The organism is Haloarcula marismortui ATCC 43049 (assembly GCF_000011085.1).
GTDB lineage: Archaea > Halobacteriota > Halobacteria > Halobacteriales > Haloarculaceae > Haloarcula > Haloarcula marismortui.
In genome coordinates this window covers 100,178-116,160 of the sequence record NC_006397.1, presented here as the reverse complement: position 1 = coordinate 116,160, position 15,983 = coordinate 100,178, and the positions used below count along the sequence as shown (strand labels likewise).

The 15,983-nt window shown below is 56.2% G+C and carries 16 protein-coding genes and 3 pseudogenes; 2 read left to right on the top strand and 17 right to left on the bottom strand.

Translation table 11 applies throughout. The features are described 5' to 3' along the window. Positions 1-52: 52 nt before the first annotated feature. The 6 genes and pseudogenes from RR_RS20375 to RR_RS20350 form a co-directional block, all read right to left on the bottom strand. Complete coding sequence (locus RR_RS20375) at positions 53-439, bottom strand: hypothetical protein (protein ID WP_049939216.1); 387 nt, start codon at positions 437-439, stop codon at positions 53-55. Positions 440-514: 75 nt separating this feature from the next. Next, positions 515-1,141, bottom strand: a pseudogene (locus RR_RS20370) (transcription initiation factor IIB family protein); the annotation flags it as partial. A 126-nt stretch (positions 1,142-1,267) separates the two neighbouring features. Continuing rightward, on the bottom strand, positions 1,268-1,486 hold the full coding sequence (locus RR_RS20365) for a hypothetical protein (protein WP_011224990.1): 219 nt from the start codon (positions 1,484-1,486) through the stop codon (positions 1,268-1,270). Between the two features lie 101 nt (positions 1,487-1,587). Continuing rightward, positions 1,588-1,944 carry a nuclear transport factor 2 family protein gene (locus RR_RS20360; protein WP_049939215.1) on the bottom strand — a complete coding sequence of 119 codons (357 nt, stop codon included), beginning with the start codon at positions 1,942-1,944 and terminating at the stop codon, positions 1,588-1,590. Between the two features lie 121 nt (positions 1,945-2,065). After that, positions 2,066-3,103: pseudogene (locus tag RR_RS20355) on the bottom strand (IS4 family transposase); the annotation flags it as partial. 183 nt (positions 3,104-3,286) lie between these two features. Beyond that, a pseudogene (locus RR_RS20350) lies at positions 3,287-4,431 on the bottom strand (ISH3 family transposase). A gap of 45 nt (positions 4,432-4,476) precedes the next feature. Here RR_RS20350 and RR_RS20345 point away from each other — a divergent pair. Beyond that, entirely contained in the window at positions 4,477-5,517 is a 1,041-nt protein-coding gene (locus RR_RS20345; protein ID WP_049939214.1) for a vWA domain-containing protein, read from the top strand. 727 nt (positions 5,518-6,244) lie between these two features. Here RR_RS20345 and RR_RS20335 read toward each other — a convergent pair. The 10 genes from RR_RS20335 to RR_RS20295 all read right to left on the bottom strand — a co-directional run bounded on the left by RR_RS20335 (position 6,245) and on the right by RR_RS20295 (position 13,815). Further along, entirely contained in the window at positions 6,245-6,541 is a 297-nt protein-coding gene (locus RR_RS20335; protein WP_011224996.1) for a hypothetical protein, read from the bottom strand. 1,169 nt (positions 6,542-7,710) lie between these two features. Beyond that, complete coding sequence (locus RR_RS20325) at positions 7,711-8,199, bottom strand: hypothetical protein (RefSeq protein WP_011224998.1); 489 nt, start codon at positions 8,197-8,199, stop codon at positions 7,711-7,713. Positions 8,200-8,206: 7 nt separating this feature from the next. After that, positions 8,207-8,506 (bottom strand): ribbon-helix-helix protein, CopG family, encoded by a 300-nt coding sequence (locus RR_RS20320; RefSeq protein WP_049939213.1) that lies wholly within the window; start codon positions 8,504-8,506, stop codon positions 8,207-8,209. Between the two features lie 333 nt (positions 8,507-8,839). Beyond that, positions 8,840-10,954, bottom strand: coding sequence for an ATP-binding protein (locus tag RR_RS20315; RefSeq protein ID WP_229380468.1), 2,115 nt, complete (start codon positions 10,952-10,954; stop codon positions 8,840-8,842). A 698-nt stretch (positions 10,955-11,652) separates the two neighbouring features. Then, positions 11,653-11,838: a hypothetical protein gene (locus RR_RS22125; RefSeq protein WP_137440597.1), complete on the bottom strand. Its 186-nt coding sequence runs from the start codon at positions 11,836-11,838 to the stop codon at positions 11,653-11,655. A gap of 19 nt (positions 11,839-11,857) precedes the next feature. Further along, positions 11,858-12,256, bottom strand: coding sequence for a type II toxin-antitoxin system death-on-curing family toxin (locus tag RR_RS20310; RefSeq protein ID WP_049939212.1), 399 nt, complete (start codon positions 12,254-12,256; stop codon positions 11,858-11,860). 93 nt (positions 12,257-12,349) lie between these two features. Beyond that, positions 12,350-12,487, bottom strand: a complete 138-nt coding sequence (locus RR_RS22635) for a hypothetical protein (RefSeq protein WP_011225003.1) — start codon at positions 12,485-12,487, stop codon at positions 12,350-12,352. A gap of 69 nt (positions 12,488-12,556) precedes the next feature. Further along, positions 12,557-12,973 (bottom strand): hypothetical protein, encoded by a 417-nt coding sequence (locus RR_RS22860; RefSeq protein ID WP_011225004.1) that lies wholly within the window; start codon positions 12,971-12,973, stop codon positions 12,557-12,559. Between the two features lie 320 nt (positions 12,974-13,293). Beyond that, positions 13,294-13,545: a type II toxin-antitoxin system HicA family toxin gene (locus tag RR_RS20300; RefSeq protein WP_011225005.1), complete on the bottom strand. Its 252-nt coding sequence runs from the start codon at positions 13,543-13,545 to the stop codon at positions 13,294-13,296. Next, entirely contained in the window at positions 13,546-13,815 is a 270-nt protein-coding gene (locus RR_RS20295) for a type II toxin-antitoxin system HicB family antitoxin (RefSeq protein ID WP_008313657.1), read from the bottom strand. A 341-nt stretch (positions 13,816-14,156) separates the two neighbouring features. Here RR_RS20295 and RR_RS20290 point away from each other — a divergent pair, with 341 nt between their 5' ends. After that, positions 14,157-15,149 carry an IS5-like element ISHma6 family transposase gene (locus tag RR_RS20290; protein WP_011222280.1) on the top strand — a complete coding sequence of 331 codons (993 nt, stop codon included), beginning with the start codon at positions 14,157-14,159 and terminating at the stop codon, positions 15,147-15,149. Positions 15,150-15,516: 367 nt separating this feature from the next. Here the strand turns inward: RR_RS20290 and RR_RS20285 are convergent, their stop codons facing one another. After that, positions 15,517-15,813, bottom strand: a complete 297-nt coding sequence (locus tag RR_RS20285; RefSeq protein WP_011225007.1) for a hypothetical protein — start codon at positions 15,811-15,813, stop codon at positions 15,517-15,519. Positions 15,814-15,983: the final 170 nt, after the last annotated feature.

Here is a 15,983-nt window from a genome sequence, read left to right as displayed (position 1 = left end):
TTCACCTATTCTGAGACCTACGGCTGCTCTGTCGAGTAGTGGTATCGTCTCATCAGCCGTCGCACATCGAGACATCAGCCAGCGGCCGAACGTCGACGCGCCCAGTCCGATCGTGGTCAAGACACTGGCACAGTCGTTCTCGAACCGTCGCCTGCGAACACGGCTCGACGTCAACCCCTAGCCGGGGGTCGTCTCGAATCTGGACGTACTCTGCGTCGATGTCCAACGGCGTGTGCTCGACTCGACACCAGATCGTCTTCGCTCCGGCTTGGTCTAGATCAGTCACGTACCGAGCAGCCACCGCTTCGTGGCGAAGTTCGACAAGGACTCGTTCGACAAACGATGCGACTTTCGTTGGCGACCGTGGCGCTGGGACCGACGCAAAAACACTCGAAGAGTCGTGCTGTGCCGCCGATTCTGAAGTATCAGTAACTGACATGTGTCCTTCTCAGGACGTGCTTGCTGGCTCGCCCTGCACCTTCGCCGGGGCACGCAAAACAACGGTCGCGAGCGGTCACGCAACGATATGCTCCTCGATTTCTTGGAACCACTGGCGGGCCGTCGTAATATGCACATCCAGTGGCTCGCAGATCGTCGCTTGTGTGAGCCGGATATCTGATTCTTTCCCGGCGAGGTACAGAGCGCCGGCTGCGACACCGTCTGGTCGCCCGTTGACCGCTGTTGACTCAGTTGCCTGCTCTGCAAGTTCGAGTGCCCGCTGGCGAATCTCCGGGGCAACGTCGAATGGAAGGTCCGAACAAATCCGCGCCACCCAGTCCACCGGGAGCGATACTGGGATCGGAAGGTCAAGTTCCACCAAGAACGTCCGGTAGCAGTTCCATATATGGGAGTCTGAACACCGGGCAACGTCGGCTACCGTCTCCATCGTCACGAGGCCATTGCACCGGCAGGCAGCGTACACAGCGGCCGCTGCACCGTCTTCAATCGACCGTCCGATTAGGAGGTCCTTGTCTTGGGCTTCCCTGAAGAACGTGGCTGCCTGCTCTTTCACCGCCTTACTCTCAGACAGCGCACTCGCAATGCGTCGGATTTCGCCAAGCCCGTGAGCGAGATTCCGGTCGCGCTTGCTGGTGAACTTCGACCGGCCATGGAGTTGTCGCTGGCGAGCAAGCCGTCGACGCCAGGGAAGGGCGGACGGCCCTGCGTGAGTGGCTCGTGTACGGGACAGGCAGTACAGAGGAATTACCGACCGTGCTGATTCTTGGCCGTTTTGTCGAAACGAATACCTGCTTCTATTGTCGCCCAGTTACGGAATGAGAGAAATGAGCGACTTTTTCAGCAGTCTCCGTCCACCTTCCGTGAGTTCCCCGCTCGCCTTTCCGTCGATGGCCGTTCCCGGTGGGACCGTATATATTGCACATGGCATGAGGTGGGTGGTGTCGTTGAACGAGATACCGCTGAGATGCTCGTCTTTGAGCTCGGGTGTGGTTTGCTGGTATCCTCCGGCGCTGGTTCCAACACACATCACAGTACAAGTACAACCCCTTGCTGGGGTTCCTATCCTGTCTCGACGCACGCGGGAACACGGCCCTCAGTCGCCACGTTGAGCTTCAGCGTCGCGACCAATCAAACCGTATCTCGGTCCGTGTAGGTGTAGCGACGCTTAATCAGACCAGCCTCGTTGAATACGAAGAAGTCGGCAAATCCAAATGAGACAGCGGTATCAGCTTGCACGCCGCTAAATGTCCCTCTCACCGCAACAGTCTCGTCTTCGCTGGTGAGCGAGTGGATTTCATGGGACCCAGCAGACAGCGGCCGTTGGTTGAGATAAAAGTCCTTGAGAGCGTCTCTGTTACGAATGTTGTCCTGCCCAGGGCGTTCATACACTATACTCTCATCAAAGAGAGCAAACACTGTATCATACTCTTCAGCATCGACCGCCGTGTAGTACGCTCGAACAGCATCTTCGTTCGTCTGTGACACAGTGGTTCATATTCCGCAGAATAAAAGTAGTTCATCATTTTTCTAAACTCGGTACTGTTTAGTTCCGGATAATTTCGGCTGGTGTTCTCCTGTTGAGTTGTAGTTGGGCATTCGTCTTTAGCTAAGATTCACACCTCGGTTGTGTAGCGGTAGCGAGCGTTTCTTGTAAGATCGGTCGTTGTTGGTGGATCTTCTGAGCATCCTCGATCAGCCGCTCCAGCAACGGTGGTGGCGAGTAGCCAAGGTACTCGCCGAGTTCGTGGAGGATGAGCTGGGCGTGCGACCGGAAGGTCGCCGCCCAGCGTTCCGGCGGAAACACGATCTCATCGTCGGCCTGCTCGGTGACCAGATCCAACAACTCACGACTCACCAGCAGTGACAGCAACGCAGCGTATAGTAGAATTTTCACGACATCAGGGTTGTTCGTGTCGAATTCGTCCAGTTCGTACTGCGTCTTCAACTCACGGAACAACGTTTCTACCTCCCATCGACACCGATACGGCGTCGCTAGATCCGCTGGGAGAAACTCCTCTCGCGGCAGATTCGTGATGTAGAGATGGTAGTCGTCGGCGTCGTCGTTGCGGACGCCGACGACGCGAAACCGCTTCGTGTCCAGCGACCGTGTGCCGTTGTACGGCCCACGTTTGAACTCTGCCTTGACTTCTACGTCGATATACTTCCGCGAGAGATCATCGACCACGTCGTGGATCTGCTTGTCCTCCAGGGGAATGGTGCGGCCGCGCCATTCCCGTAATTCCGTCGTTATCACCGGATTTGCGTTCTGCTTCAGCCAACTCACAAAGTAGCCGTCATTCTCATCGATCAACGCAAAGCGGCGGTACTTGAAGTACGCTCGATCAAACAGAACCAGTCGTCCTTGCAGCCACGATCCTGTCTTGAACAGCGCGCTATCGTGCGTTTTCTCATCAGTCACATCGATCCGTTCAATCGTCTGGTCGGTGGCATTGTGGAGCAGGTGGAGCTTCGCTCCAGCCTGCTCCTCGTGGCGGGCTTGAAACTCATCAGAGAGAAACTCGTGCAACCGCAACACCGTTCCATCAGCGATCATGACGTCCCTGAATCGGTCGATATCAGCGTCAACGGTATCAGGGACAGCGACCTCGTCGAGGCCGCGCTCGACGAGGTCGCGGAGATACTCAGTCGATCACATCGACAGCCGCGTAACCCCGTTTGATGACGGTGAACTAAACCGAACTAGCTGTGGAGCATCTTCGAACCGCTGGTGAGCATGATTTTCGGGATGGACCGTCGCTGTCGGCGGCAGACTGCTGCCGACGCGACAGTGTCACCACTGACGACCGCTGTCCGGCCCGATGGACAGCTACCGGAAGAACCGGTCGTCAAGTGGTTGATTCGCTGGAACAGACCTGCGGACACCGAGTGCTGTCCAAGCTGCGCGAAGCGTCATTTCGCAAAACTCCGTGAACGACCACTGCAAGAGGCGGCGCCCCCCACGGCGGGGCGCCGCCACGTACCTCCAGTGAAGATATCGCCAGCTGTTCTGAAGCAGTAGGCTCACTACAAACATTACCAACCGCAGTCCAGCATCCTGAGAACTAGTGAAAGCGAGGCTCTGCTTGGCTAATCGGTAGCTTGATTCGATGCCGAAGCGCTTGCTGTAGTGCTCTCGTGCATCTCGTGGCGTGTCGATAAAGGGCGCGTCAGCGGCGTAGCCGTGACGCGCCACCCCATGTTCGTCGTACCGTCCCTGCTGGTACACGCAGTCGATGAACACAGGGAACTCCACCTCGCCAGCGAGATCGTGTTCGATCTCGCGGCTCCAGCCTTCGCTGAGTTTGTTTTGAATCGTCTCACCCCACTTGACGATCGGCATCACATAGGCGTAATTGTGCGCGTACAGCAGCCTGAGACAGGTGCTGTTGTAGAAACCTCAATCAAGGTAGACGGCCTTGACGCCGAGGTCAAGGCCGTCAAGGAATTCCAGAAACTCACCGAGGACATCGCTGGTGGTTTCGCCAGCAACGAGCTGGCGAACCGCCAGCGTGTATCGCTTGTTGCGTAGGCGTACGTAGAGCGTTAGTATAGGCGTGAAACGTCGTTGTTCCACGCTTGGCCTGTGAGGAGTACAGAGCCTCGGTTTCGTCCTCATCACCGTAGTAGGGATTGAGGTGGAGGTCTGCGCAGACCTCCACGTCGATCTGGAAGTGTCTCAAGCGTATCTCGTTGAAGCAGCGTGTCTCCAACCGATTCAACCGAATCCAGTTCAAACTGATCGGTGAGATGTCCACAGACGGTATTAGCGTGTGGTGAGTCGTCAGTCGTGTCGCAGACGTGGTTGATTGAGGTCCCGCCGGCGCTGGCGCCGGCGAGGACCTCGCACAATGTCTCTGTCGTGACCTCTACGTTCTCGTCGAGGTCTACCGTAAGCTCCTCTTCGAGGCTGTTGACGACAAAATTAAGCAGGTGCTCTTCCTCTATCTCGCTGTCTGCTTGAGTTGACTGCATATCCTCTCCAAGCAGACGCTTACTCTAACCCGATGTGATCGACTGATGTTCGAGCCGCTGGAGACGTCCGTTGACTCGGCGAACAACACCGTCACCGGCGAGACAGCGCACTTCTCCAAATTTGTCGTCTTTGACGTGCGCAACTGGGCCACCAACTACGAGTCCGAACGGCCGGCCAATGGAACCGACAGCGATGAGATACAGCCACTCGACGTCGTATTCATCATCGACTCCTCCGGGTCAATGCAGAGCAACGACCCACAGGAGTTCCGCAAGCGTGCTTCGAAGGAGTTCGTCGGTGCACTGGTCGATGGCGACCGCGCGGGTGTCGTCGACTTCGACAGTAACGCCTTCGTCAGCCAGGAACTGACAACCGATTTCGGTCGCGTTAATGCCTCCATCCAGCGGCTCGACGCTTCCGGCGGGACCGATATTGGTGATGGAGTTCAGCAGGCCAACCAGCACTTCGCTGCACAGAGTAACAGCTCTCGTGGGCAGTTCGCCATCCTTCTAACGGACGGCCAGGGCAACGGAGGCAGAGCGGAAGCACAGACAGCCGCTGACCGCGGGACGACCATCTACACCATTGGTTTCGGCGGTGCGAACGGTGACAAGCTCCAAGACATTGCACAGACAACAGGCGGGAACTACACGTATGTTGATAGCGCAAGTGACCTGCCGCAGGTATTCTCGCGAGTTGCCGATGACATCGGTGCTCAAGACACCGACGGCGACACTATCCCCGACGTCGCCGAACGCCGCGGTGTCCCGACAGGACAAGGGCTGATTCAGACCGACCCCTATAACAATGATACCGACGGTGATGGTATCTCCGACCAGGTCGAACTAGGACGCTCGACGAGCTTCGAGGACCTCCGGGCGATTCGGAATGGAGAGTCCAATGCAACGGCCATTGAGCAGGCACAGGCACAGACAATCATCTCGACGATGGATGCGGCCGGGTACAACCTCAGCAATGTCTCCGCAAGAATCTATCTCGAACCCGATAGCGATCTCATCTCTGCTCAAGTTGCGTATCAAGCTGGCAATGGAGGACATGCAGGGAAATTGCACAGTTCAGGGTGAATAAGCTATTGAACCCAATTAGTATCAACCAGTGATCAAAACATGATTCCCTTGGCCGGCTGTGAACAGTTTTATAACACGCTGCGTGTTGGTGCTCGTTCTGGACGGGCGTCGGCTGGAGCGTCAACCCAGCCAGCGCCAGCTCCTGGAGGACTTCAGGTGAGTCGCCGACGGTCTCCCGAAGCGCGGCGTCGAGAAACAGCAAGTCCCGAGTCAATCGCTTGTGGTAGCCTGGTCAGTACTGCTGGCTTGGTCCGAGTCAGCAATCGCTCCAGCCATGCCGAGAAGCATGAGTCCGTACCCAGCAAACCCCGCCGGAACTGATGCTTGGAGAAGTAGTGAGCCAGTGAATGCTCCGAGGCCACCGATAATGGCCCCCAGTTTCCGTGTTGACCGAGTGGGGTTCCGACGAGAAAGGGACACCCACTGCTGCTTATGTGCCAAAATCAGTGACGTTACCGCCCCATAGAGTGGGAGAAGCGAAAGCATGATCAGGTGGTCCGCTGTGGCGAATGCTACTGCAAGCGCCGTCACTGCGAGTCCAACGCATACTGAGATGATGTATCGGAGGGCAGGGCGCATGGATGACAGTACAGCTACCAGAAACAAGTACGATACGGAATCTGAATACAGGATTCCCAAGCTTACCGAGCAGTTGTTTCATTCCCTCCTGACGAATCAAGAACACACTTGGTCGGCGGCAGTGAGTGCGAATCGATCACCACTCTTAGTTGGTGAGGAGGTCGGGTGTGACAAACAAAATTACGAGCAGACTCACCAGCACGACAAGTGCCGTGAGGCGTAAGACCCCAGCGGCCCGTCGTCGAGGTTTCGGCAGGGACTCGGCAATGCCAGAGAGGGCCATCCCAGCGCTCAGAAGCAGTCCAGCATAGAACGGTGTCGCCCCTTCTATAATGACGTAGTACCCTTGCTGCCCGGCCAGCAGAAGTGCGCCACAGAGGTACACCACTGCAAGACGTCTGGAGGGTTCGCCGAACACGGTTTCATCGATGATGGAGGGCATCAAGCGTGTCGTCTCCCGCAACGGTCAAATGTTGCGGGGATTCGCGTACCCGCCACTGGGCCGAGCCTGGGTTGCTCGTGAACCGCTGATGAGGTGCTGGTTCGCGCCGATATCTCGCAGGCTACCGAAACATATCTCGGAGTCAGTACAGTCGCTACGGTAGTACGCAGGCCTACTGACCAACCAATTCACTAGCAATAGTTCTTCAATCAGCCGCTTTGTGAATTGTTCCACAGCATTCTTCTGACTAACCAACGTTGGACCGTTTTCTCCACCGAGTGTTGGGTAGTGAATCTCCCGGAAGTACACGCTATCATTATTACATCTCAGCCACACCGGTCAGAGTGCCGCCCAAGCAAGGAATCAAACGGTCAGACTACCATACCGGTGCCGAACGTGATGGTCGGTGTCAAAATCGGTAGAAGCAGGCGTTACCGCTGCTCCGCCAGTCCAGAATAGTTTTAATTTCCGACAGAAGTGTTGCTAGCATGCCCTATTCAGTATCCCCGCGTCGGTTAGCTGTTGGAACTATTGGCGGGTCCCTCTGCTCACTCATAGCGACTATCGGTACGATTGTAACGTATGAACAGCCAGCCACCGGGGGAACAAGCGTAGCTGGGCTCTTTTTTGGCGTGTTTTTGATTGTCGGACTACTGGGCCTTGGAAGCGGTGGGCTGTTGGCCGCACATACGCACTGGGGACAGTCTGGAACGTGGGCACGGCGTTTGCTATGCGCTGGTGCCGGTGCTGGGGCCGTGGCCTCAGTGGTTCTAATTTTCTGGACGATGCTACGTTTCCTCCCGGCGACTCTGTCCCTCGATCAACTGCTTCCACCGCTTGGTGGTGCCCTCCTTGGGATTATCGTGCTGACAGCAGTGGCGATGGTCCTCTGTGTGGTGCTGGGGCTTCTGGCACAAACCGTACAGATACTCACTGACAGTACTGGATATACGTGAATGGGCCACCGTCGGTCTGGACACTAACGAAACCAAATGTCCGTATCTGCCACTTCTGTGATAGTGGGCTAGAGTGATCGAGAGATTCGACGACAGGCCACATAGATGATCACTGCCGATGAGAAGGGATGGGCGTGCGAGTAGGGCTACGAAGTCATAGACCGGCCATTTGGCCCGAGTAGTTGCAACAAGATGGCTTCCCGTCCGGACCCGCTATTCTCCAAACAACTTCTGTGCCCGCCGATAGATCGGCTGTCCAAGCCAGGACCGCTGTTCGGCGAGCTGGTCAAGCTTCTCCAGAGCAGTCTGTCTATCGAGAACCTGCCGGGTTACCAGTGCTTTGAGCACGATGGGTGAAATCGCGACCTGTGCGTCGACAGCGGTCTGGAGCTCGGGCAGGGCACGAAGATCATCAGTAATCAAGAACGCTGCGTCGAGGTCGTTGCACAGGAGCGCACAACTCCCTTCGCCCTCGTCAATCCGGGATGAGGCAAGCGTGCCGTCAACGTGTCTAACAGTGATTTGCGCTGTATTGTCGAGGACAGTCTGTGCGGCGTGGCCGTGGGTATCGTCATAGGCACTGGTTGCATCGAGTTCGTCGATAACTGTCTCCGTGGTAGCGACCTCGAATTCGGTGAGCAACGTATCAAGCAGGTCGACCGACGCGAGTGAGATGAGTGCAGCTGTATCCGCGACAATCATGCAGCGCTCACAGTTGCGCGAGATCGTCGGCCATCTCGTCGCCTTGGTCAAGAAGGGTCTTGGACGCCCGGACGGATTCGGCGTCTTGCCGCCCGATGACCTCTTTCAGCGCGTCAAAGCCAATCTCACCATCGAGATAGAGGTCGACCACAGTTTCCTTGAACGTCTCTTGATCCTCCATCTCATCTAAGTACTCCTGCAGCGCCGCAACGACGATCTCTGTCCGGTTTTTGTGCGTCGCTGCGGCCGCGACATCCGCTTTGTCCAGAAGTTCGTCGGGTAATCGGAAATTGACGCGGGTCGTCATGTATGTACAGTGTACCCACAGATGGATAAATTTCCGGGGCCGCCGCTCAGGCGGCACCCGTCGCAGCGACCGAACAGGTTCTGGTGTGGCGTGGTTGGCCGACGCCCGGGAATGTGTGCGAGTGGGTACTATAGCGGGCGGCGTATGAGTGGCGGCGTGTAGAGGCTCACAATCAGTGATTTCCGCGGGGCCTGACATCCGACTCTCGTGCAGTCCCCGTAACCCCTTATTGCACCGGGTACCGGGTGTGATCGACGTGCAACAAATTACCCCAAAATCCGGAACAACTGTTACAACTTTATGAAATTCTACAAGTAAATGAAAACAAGAAAACTAGTTCTGTGGTTGAGTCTCAGGGGTTACTGTCTCTGGCGGTGTCGGGAGTCGGATATCAACGGAAGTCCCCCGAGTCGTGGCTACAGAAACTTCGCCATCTAGATTTGTAATGATCCAATGAGCTAAGAATAGTCCGAGTCCTTGACCATGGACGAGCGGATCCTCTTCCCCAGTCGCTAGTACCTTTTGCTCGGTCTCTGGGAGCCCTGGTCCATAGTCGCGGATCCTGATCAGAACCTGTTTGTCAGTTACAGTGACATCGATGTCAATCGTCGGCTCCGAACCTGTGTGCTGCGCAGCGTTGTCAAGAATTTCCCATAGCGCAGTTTCGATCCGCGGTTGTGTTTCCGCAATGGCAGTCTCTGGAATGTCCGTTGCCACTGACGCCCCAGAGTACTCTTCATTGAGTTGGGTGAGCAGCTCGCTAATAACCGGTACAATATCAAGCGGTTCTAACTTTGGGGACAGTTCACGATGGGATTCGATACGGCGGGCAGACTCGCTCAGATTCAGAAGGTGATTACCAGCATTAAGAATACGGTCTGCCTTCGAAGCGCTATCTCCGTCAAGATCAGCTGCCAGCATTTTGGCATGTCCGTTAATCACAGTGAGCTTGTTACGCACGTTATGACGCAGAACGCGGTTGATAACGCTGATTAGCCCCTCACGCTGACGGCGCTCACTTGCATCCCGCACCATCACCTGGGCACCGATAATATTCTCTGTAGTCCGTGCGCTTGACGCAACGCTGGGCTCGTAAATTGGCTCTGCCCGAATATCTCCGTAGACCGTGTTACCGGATCGAGTTTCAATTGGGTGGCCACGGACCTGAATAGCTTCACCATCGTTGAGTACGCGGGCAAGATAGTCGCGTGCCTCTTTGATTGCTTGCTCGTCAGACCCAAGTATCGAGATTGGTTCGCCATTGAGCATATCGGGTCTGTACCCCGTGAAGTCTTCGACAGACGGCGAAACAAAACTGAACCGAGCCTCTGTATCAATCTGAAAGACAAAGGCGAAGCTCGCAGAGATGATCGCTCGATAGAGCTCGTTCTGTTTATCGAGTTCACGCTTCCGCTGGATCAGGTTGTGGCGCTGGCGTTCGGATTCTGTGACATCCGAAAGCGCGAGAACTCGAACTGTTGAGTCTCCCATCGTCATCGACCTAGGAGAAATGAGATAGTAGCGCGGTCCATCGCTGCCGTCGCGTTCGATGACCTGATCAGCGTCCTTGTCCTCGGTGGCTGCAACTGCTGGAAGCGCATCGTCGAGAGGTGTGCCTGTTGCTCCATCGAGTTCCGGGAAAATATCCGCAGCAGGGGGTGAATATGCTTGAATCCGCTCTGTCTCGTCCAGTACTATTGTAGCTGCATCACCCTGGGCCGTAGTCCGAACCGCAAGGAACTGATCGCCAACAATAAACAAGGTACCAACGGCAAAGATTGCAACCCCAACTGGGGCATAAATGAATTCAATTAACTGTGGCGTTGCTATGGCAATGAGGTCTATTGTAACAGGCAAAGCCAGCAGGGCTGTCAGCACACCAAGTGGCGTTGTATCGTACCCTGACTCAACATACAGTTCGAAAATCATAAACAAACCAATAGTTGCGAGAACGTACGAAAGACTTGTCGACACCCAATGAACGAGTCCGTGTTCGATCGCTAAATACCGGAACGGAGTCGTCATTTCGGTGGTTGTAAAGTACTGTTTATGAACTGGGTTTGTGAGTTTTAGTACCGTGATAATAAGGAAGGCAACGCCACCGAGTCGGCGGAGTGTCGAATTTTTGTGGAGTGACCGGCCAGTGTAAGCGGAAGCGAAGTACAACCATGCCCAGACGGCTCCAAACCCTGAGATAAGCCCGATAATATAGATTGCCGACTGCAATGAGAGAGGGGCGATAAAAAAGGCTGTTTTGAACAATGCCCAGAGGCCAGTTAAACTGAGTAATCCGACTAAACCATACCGGACCTCAATATCAGCGACCGTCCATGCCCGGGGCAGAGACACCATGCAACCGACCCCGGTAAGAAAAAATAGTCCAATGTATGCAATGCCAGCCGGAGTGGCCCACGGTACCGACATGGTATTTTCAAGTATAATACTCACACACGTATAACCAACTTGGAATATGAGGATTTATACATCCAGAGCGGTAGTTTTGGAGGTAATATCAGACACTGCTGGCCACAGTCTCACGAAGAATAACAGCATAACTTTGCAATCGGATGCATTTATTTCACGCTTGTTTCACTGAGTGTTTGAATTCGTGCCAGCTAGCAGAGTTGCGGCGCGGGGTCACGGTTGATCGGTTATAGTAGTTGAGAAACTTGGCAACAGGCCACTCAGGCGATCGCCGACAACGTGCGAGCAGGTATTCGTCGAGCACGGCTACGTGGTCACGGTTCGGGATCAGCGGCTGGCTGCACCCGTCGCAGCGACCGAACGGGTTCTGGTGTGGCCTGGTTGATCAACGCTCGAGAGTGCGTACGAGTGGACACTGGAGCGTGCGGAGTGCGAGCGGCAGCGTGGGGAGGTTCGCAATCAGTGATTTCTGCGGGGCCTGACACCTAGTTTTCATGCAGCTCTTGTACTCCCCTCATACCATCGGGTACCAGATGTGATCAGCGTGCAACAAATTGCCCCGAAATCCGGAACCACTGCTCTTGTCGCCAACCGCACGCGACCCGGACATGCGCGTCGACATTCTCCACGTTACTACAAGCAAACAGAATCGTCTGGAAGAGGCGACCGAACAGCCTATCTACAAACTCCGCTGGACGGGCAACCGTAGAACGGAGGACCTCTCACTCGTTTTCGAGCGCTGCGTAGATATCTGCGTGGCGACGTCCATCGAGCTTCCCCATTTCAAGCGCAATCTCACGGCGTTCGGCGTCACTTTCGGCCGCCTGATATCGCTCGTACAACTGGCGGACTTCCTCGTCAATCGCCGTCGAGGAATCGGTGCTAGACGCCATTTCTCTATCTATCATTATCCAGTGTATCGGTTTATCAGTTGCGGCGAGCACATGCCCGGAAGTAGATGACTGCAGTGTCTACGTCGACTGTGGTTTCGCCGGTCGCAAACCGGTGTAAGAGCGCTCGAATTTCATCACCGTACTCAAACGTGTATCGGTTCAGTATATAGAAAACGACCACTGTTCGGAGTGCCGTTCGCTTGTTTCCGTCGACGAACGGATGATCCGAAACGAGTAGTCGCATCAGATGGACCGCCTTTTGATGGATCGTCTCAGGTACTTCCCCGAAGAACCCCTCCGAAACGTACTGTAGTGCGGATGCAATCGCGTCCTCTGACCGGACCCCCGGTTCCGTGATGTCGCCTTCTGTCACGACCTGGTCGTGGAGCTCAAGGATGAGTTCGACAGAGGGATACGCGAGATCGTCAGTCACAAGCCCGACTTTTGCATGCTCCTCGTTAACCGTTTCTCAACTGTCGAGGTTGAGTCTCTCTTGTGGGGCCTACTGGCAGTCGGGGCAGCACATCTACCTCTCACCCCGTGGACGCCCCGCAAAAACCTCGCCACTGGCCTGTGCCTGCCGGTGCTGGGCACGAATGTCCGGTCGGTCGTCGGCTTCGGTGCCTGAAGGCTGCTCGTCGACGGACTGCTGTTCGGTACTCATGTTCGGGAACCCCCTCACCCCATTGGGGGGACACAAAATCACCAGTGCGAGTACGGAACCGACGGGGACTCAGGCCTCAGCGACGTCCCAGACAGAGAGATGACCACTGGAACAGACGCTGGCGTGACGCCCGACAGCCATGCAGGGCCCGTACTCTCCGTCGACAGACGCGATGCGCTCGGCGTCGAAGATCGGCGCGTCGCACTCGTCGGTTCTGCAGGTCATATGGTTGGATGAGTCACTGCACATCACGTCTCGCCCGCCATCGCTTGGTCGGTCCCAGCCGCGGTACTCGCGAGCGATGTGGCGTGCTCGCTTGACGTTGCCCGCGCCGCCGGCTGCTGGAGACTGCTGTGCCTCAACGCGCTCTTTCAGATATGAAGGATGGGTGCGTGTGTACGTGCCAAAGCCAAGGCTGTCTGGCCCGCTCTGGCTCATGACGACGTAGCCCTTCAACTTGGTCTGGATCGCGTGTTTCTCTGACATAGCTGGTGGTCAAGACGCTCTCTCTGGAACGCCTCTCACCCGGTGGAGGGTCACAAAATAGGGGTGAGTCCGCGCCGTCAGACTATGATTGCTCTATCGGTTCAACTCAGGCACTCGCGCCGTTGTGGGACCCCCCGCAGGCCCCGGCACGGGGTCGCAAACTGTCAGGAGTAGTCTCGAAACCATCCCGACCCATGCAAAACAGTCACACAGTTCGACAGAAAGATAGAGGAATCGCCTGTCAAACACCCCGTTATCGAAGTGTCGCGTCAGCGCTTCGACTCGAGGTACTCGCAGCCGACGGTGACGAGTTGGTTCGCCTACGAATTGCGGTCGAGCCACTCACAGAACGCCGCAAAATCGTTCGCGCCAGCATCGTCGGCGATGCTTCGGAGCGTTCCCGTTTTGAGTTCATCGTGTAGCGGAACGGTAACGTGTCGTCGGTCGCTCTCGTTGGTTGGGTGCTGGTAGTAGAGTTGGGCGTGATCGCCAGTCGTCCGACGCCACTCGAAGCCACCGACATTTACCAAGACCTTCACGACATCCCGACCAGAGAACTTGCCCCGGGCCATTTACTGCATGAAGTCGGGCAGATCGCCATTACCGGTGGTATTGTCTTCGGGGTCAACTCCCAGCTCTCGGAGTTCTTCGTCGGTGGGTTCGTGGCCGCGTTCGCCCTTGTAGCCCGCGACCGCGTCGTCAAGCATTTCCAGAGCCTCCTGACGAGTCTCGCCCTGCGTGGTGATGCCGGTTTCGACATCCGTGATGATCCACGAGTCCCCCTCGCGCCACATCCGAATCTCATCCTCGTGGGGCTCTCCATCGCGCGTCGAGCTGGCCATACCTCTAGTTGCTGTATGAGTGGCATAAGCGTTCGGTCAGCGCAGACGGAATGAGGGATAGGAGAACTGGAACCGAAGTATGTTAATAAAAAAGTGGAGTATTCGGTTCTGTCAGGCTGTCGCGACGACGTGTTGATGCTCGGCCTGCGAGGGCGTCAGCCGGAGCGTTAGGCCGGCCAGCGTCAGTTCCCGGAGTACCTCGGCTGGGACGCCGTCGGTGTCTCGCGGCACGGCGTCGAGAAACAGCGGGCACTGAGTCAATTGCTTGTAATGATCAAGTCAGTCCGAGGGTGTCATAGAACAGTTACCACACCAAAGAGCAGGGTGAATGCTGAGGTGGTATGGACTCAGCGACCCTGCAGAATGAGCCTTCGGTAGAGTCGTTCTTCAATGTCGCGGAGACCGAGACGTTAGCGTTGTTTGAGCATCTCTCCTTCGAGTTTCTTGGCGAGTTCGACGTGTTCGCCCCGGCGGAGACGGGGCGAACACGAGAGCATAAACCACCAGAGATGCTGCGTGGGTTCCTCCACTGCTATTACCGTGATATCTACGGAATTCGTCCTGCTGAGCGGGAGCTTCAGAACACGGTTGTCTGGCTGAGCTGTGGCTTCGATCGACCGCCGTCAAGAGACGCGGTCGATCGGTTCCTTACTGACCTCGAACACGTCGTCGACGAAGTCTTTGACCACCTCGTCGAGCAGGCCGCCCGGCGCGGCCTGCTCGACTTGACCTACTGCATCGATTCAACCGACGTGAGGGCGATGCCCGCTGACCAAGATGCGTCGAAATGCTACGATCCAACCGATGAAGAGTACTACTACGGCTACGGCTGTACGATTGTTTCGACCGGACAAAAAATACCGATTGCAGCGGAGTTCACCGAGAGCAAACAAGCGCCAGAAGAGACGGCGATGCGCGTCACCTGTGACGCGCTCGCCGTCGCCAAGCCGATTTGGATGGTCGGTGACAGCGCCTACGACACCCTCGACTGGCACGACCACCTGCTGGCCGCAGGGGTCGTGCCAGTCGCCCCGTACAATGCTAGAAACGCTGACGACCCGAAAGATATCGAATACAGGGTCGAGGACCGCATTGAGAAACACAGCGAGGATGTACAGCTGAAACAATCGATACTAAACCAGACGTACAATCGCCGCACTGGAGTGGAACGAACCAACGAATCAGTGAAGGACTGCGGCCTCGGGCGAACGCACGCCCGAGGCCGCGCCCACGCACGAGCGCAGGTCTTCCTCGCACTGTGTCTTCGCCTGGTCGTCGCAATCACCAATTACGAACGCGGAGACAATCCGGGAAGCACGATCATCACGGTGTGAGAAGAGTTCTATGACACCCTCGTCAGTCCAGTTAATTGACTGCTCAGAGTCCGTCAGCGTCTTTCAGCAACCGAAGTAGCAGACCGAGAGTCAGAGTCATCACCACAAAGACTGTGAGAATTATAAGTAGCGTCCCCAGCCCAATCATATGTGAGTTCGAGTGGTCGGTCATAAGAGGGTACCGCCATGGCTTCCTCTACTCAGTATAGCGGACTCATGTATAGGCGAACCCGATCACTCGCTTAGAATCTGTCAGTAGCGGCGTGACTGATACGGCAGATCTCCCCGGGAATCGTCAGCGGTCGTGGCGGTTCCTCTTCAAGAACACACCCGGCCGGCAGCAGTGAATTCGAATCGATCACCGCTCTTAGTTGATAAGGAGGTCGGGTGTGACAAACAAAATTACGAGCATGCTCACCAGCACGACGAGTGCTGTGACCCGCAAGACGCCAGCTGCCCGTCGTCGAGGGTTCGGCAGGGACTCGGCAATGCCGGAGAGGGCCATCCCGGTGCTCAGAAACAGTCCAGCATAGAACGGTGTCGCCCCTTCTACAATAACGTAGTACACTTGCTGGCCGGCCAGCAGAAGTGCGCCACAGAGATAAACCACTGCAAGCCCTCTGGAGGGTTCGCCGAACACGGTTTCATCGATGATGGGGGGCATCGAGTGTGTCCTCCCCCGCGACGTTGAAATGTTGCGGGGATTCGCGCTCGGTGCAACCACATCAACGGACTCAGTCGGCACTTCCTTCTGAATCGACCGCGCAGCTCGCCGAACACGCTTGCGCTCCTCGACGGTGCAGCTCACGCTTCAACACCTCGGACAAGATCGTC

Coding starts and splice junctions, on each gene's coding strand:
- RR_RS20375 (WP_049939216.1), bottom strand. CDS start 439: ATGTCAGTTACTGATACTTCAGAATCGGCGGCACAGCACGACTCTTCG.
- RR_RS20365 (WP_011224990.1), bottom strand. CDS start 1,486: ATGTGTGTTGGAACCAGCGCCGGAGGATACCAGCAAACCACACCCGAG.
- RR_RS20345 (WP_049939214.1), top strand. CDS start 4,477: ATGTTCGAGCCGCTGGAGACGTCCGTTGACTCGGCGAACAACACCGTC.
- RR_RS20335 (WP_011224996.1), bottom strand. CDS start 6,541: ATGCCCTCCATCATCGATGAAACCGTGTTCGGCGAACCCTCCAGACGT.
- RR_RS20325 (WP_011224998.1), bottom strand. CDS start 8,199: ATGATTGTCGCGGATACAGCTGCACTCATCTCACTCGCGTCGGTCGAC.
- RR_RS20320 (WP_049939213.1), bottom strand. CDS start 8,506: ATGACGACCCGCGTCAATTTCCGATTACCCGACGAACTTCTGGACAAA.
- RR_RS22125 (WP_137440597.1), bottom strand. CDS start 11,838: ATGATAGATAGAGAAATGGCGTCTAGCACCGATTCCTCGACGGCGATT.
- RR_RS22635 (WP_011225003.1), bottom strand. CDS start 12,487: ATGAGTACCGAACAGCAGTCCGTCGACGAGCAGCCTTCAGGCACCGAA.
- RR_RS22860 (WP_011225004.1), bottom strand. CDS start 12,973: ATGTCAGAGAAACACGCGATCCAGACCAAGTTGAAGGGCTACGTCGTC.
- RR_RS20300 (WP_011225005.1), bottom strand. CDS start 13,545: ATGGCCCGGGGCAAGTTCTCTGGTCGGGATGTCGTGAAGGTCTTGGTA.
- RR_RS20295 (WP_008313657.1), bottom strand. CDS start 13,815: ATGGCCAGCTCGACGCGCGATGGAGAGCCCCACGAGGATGAGATTCGG.
- RR_RS20290 (WP_011222280.1), top strand. CDS start 14,157: ATGGACTCAGCGACCCTGCAGAATGAGCCTTCGGTAGAGTCGTTCTTC.
- RR_RS20285 (WP_011225007.1), bottom strand. CDS start 15,813: ATGCCCCCCATCATCGATGAAACCGTGTTCGGCGAACCCTCCAGAGGG.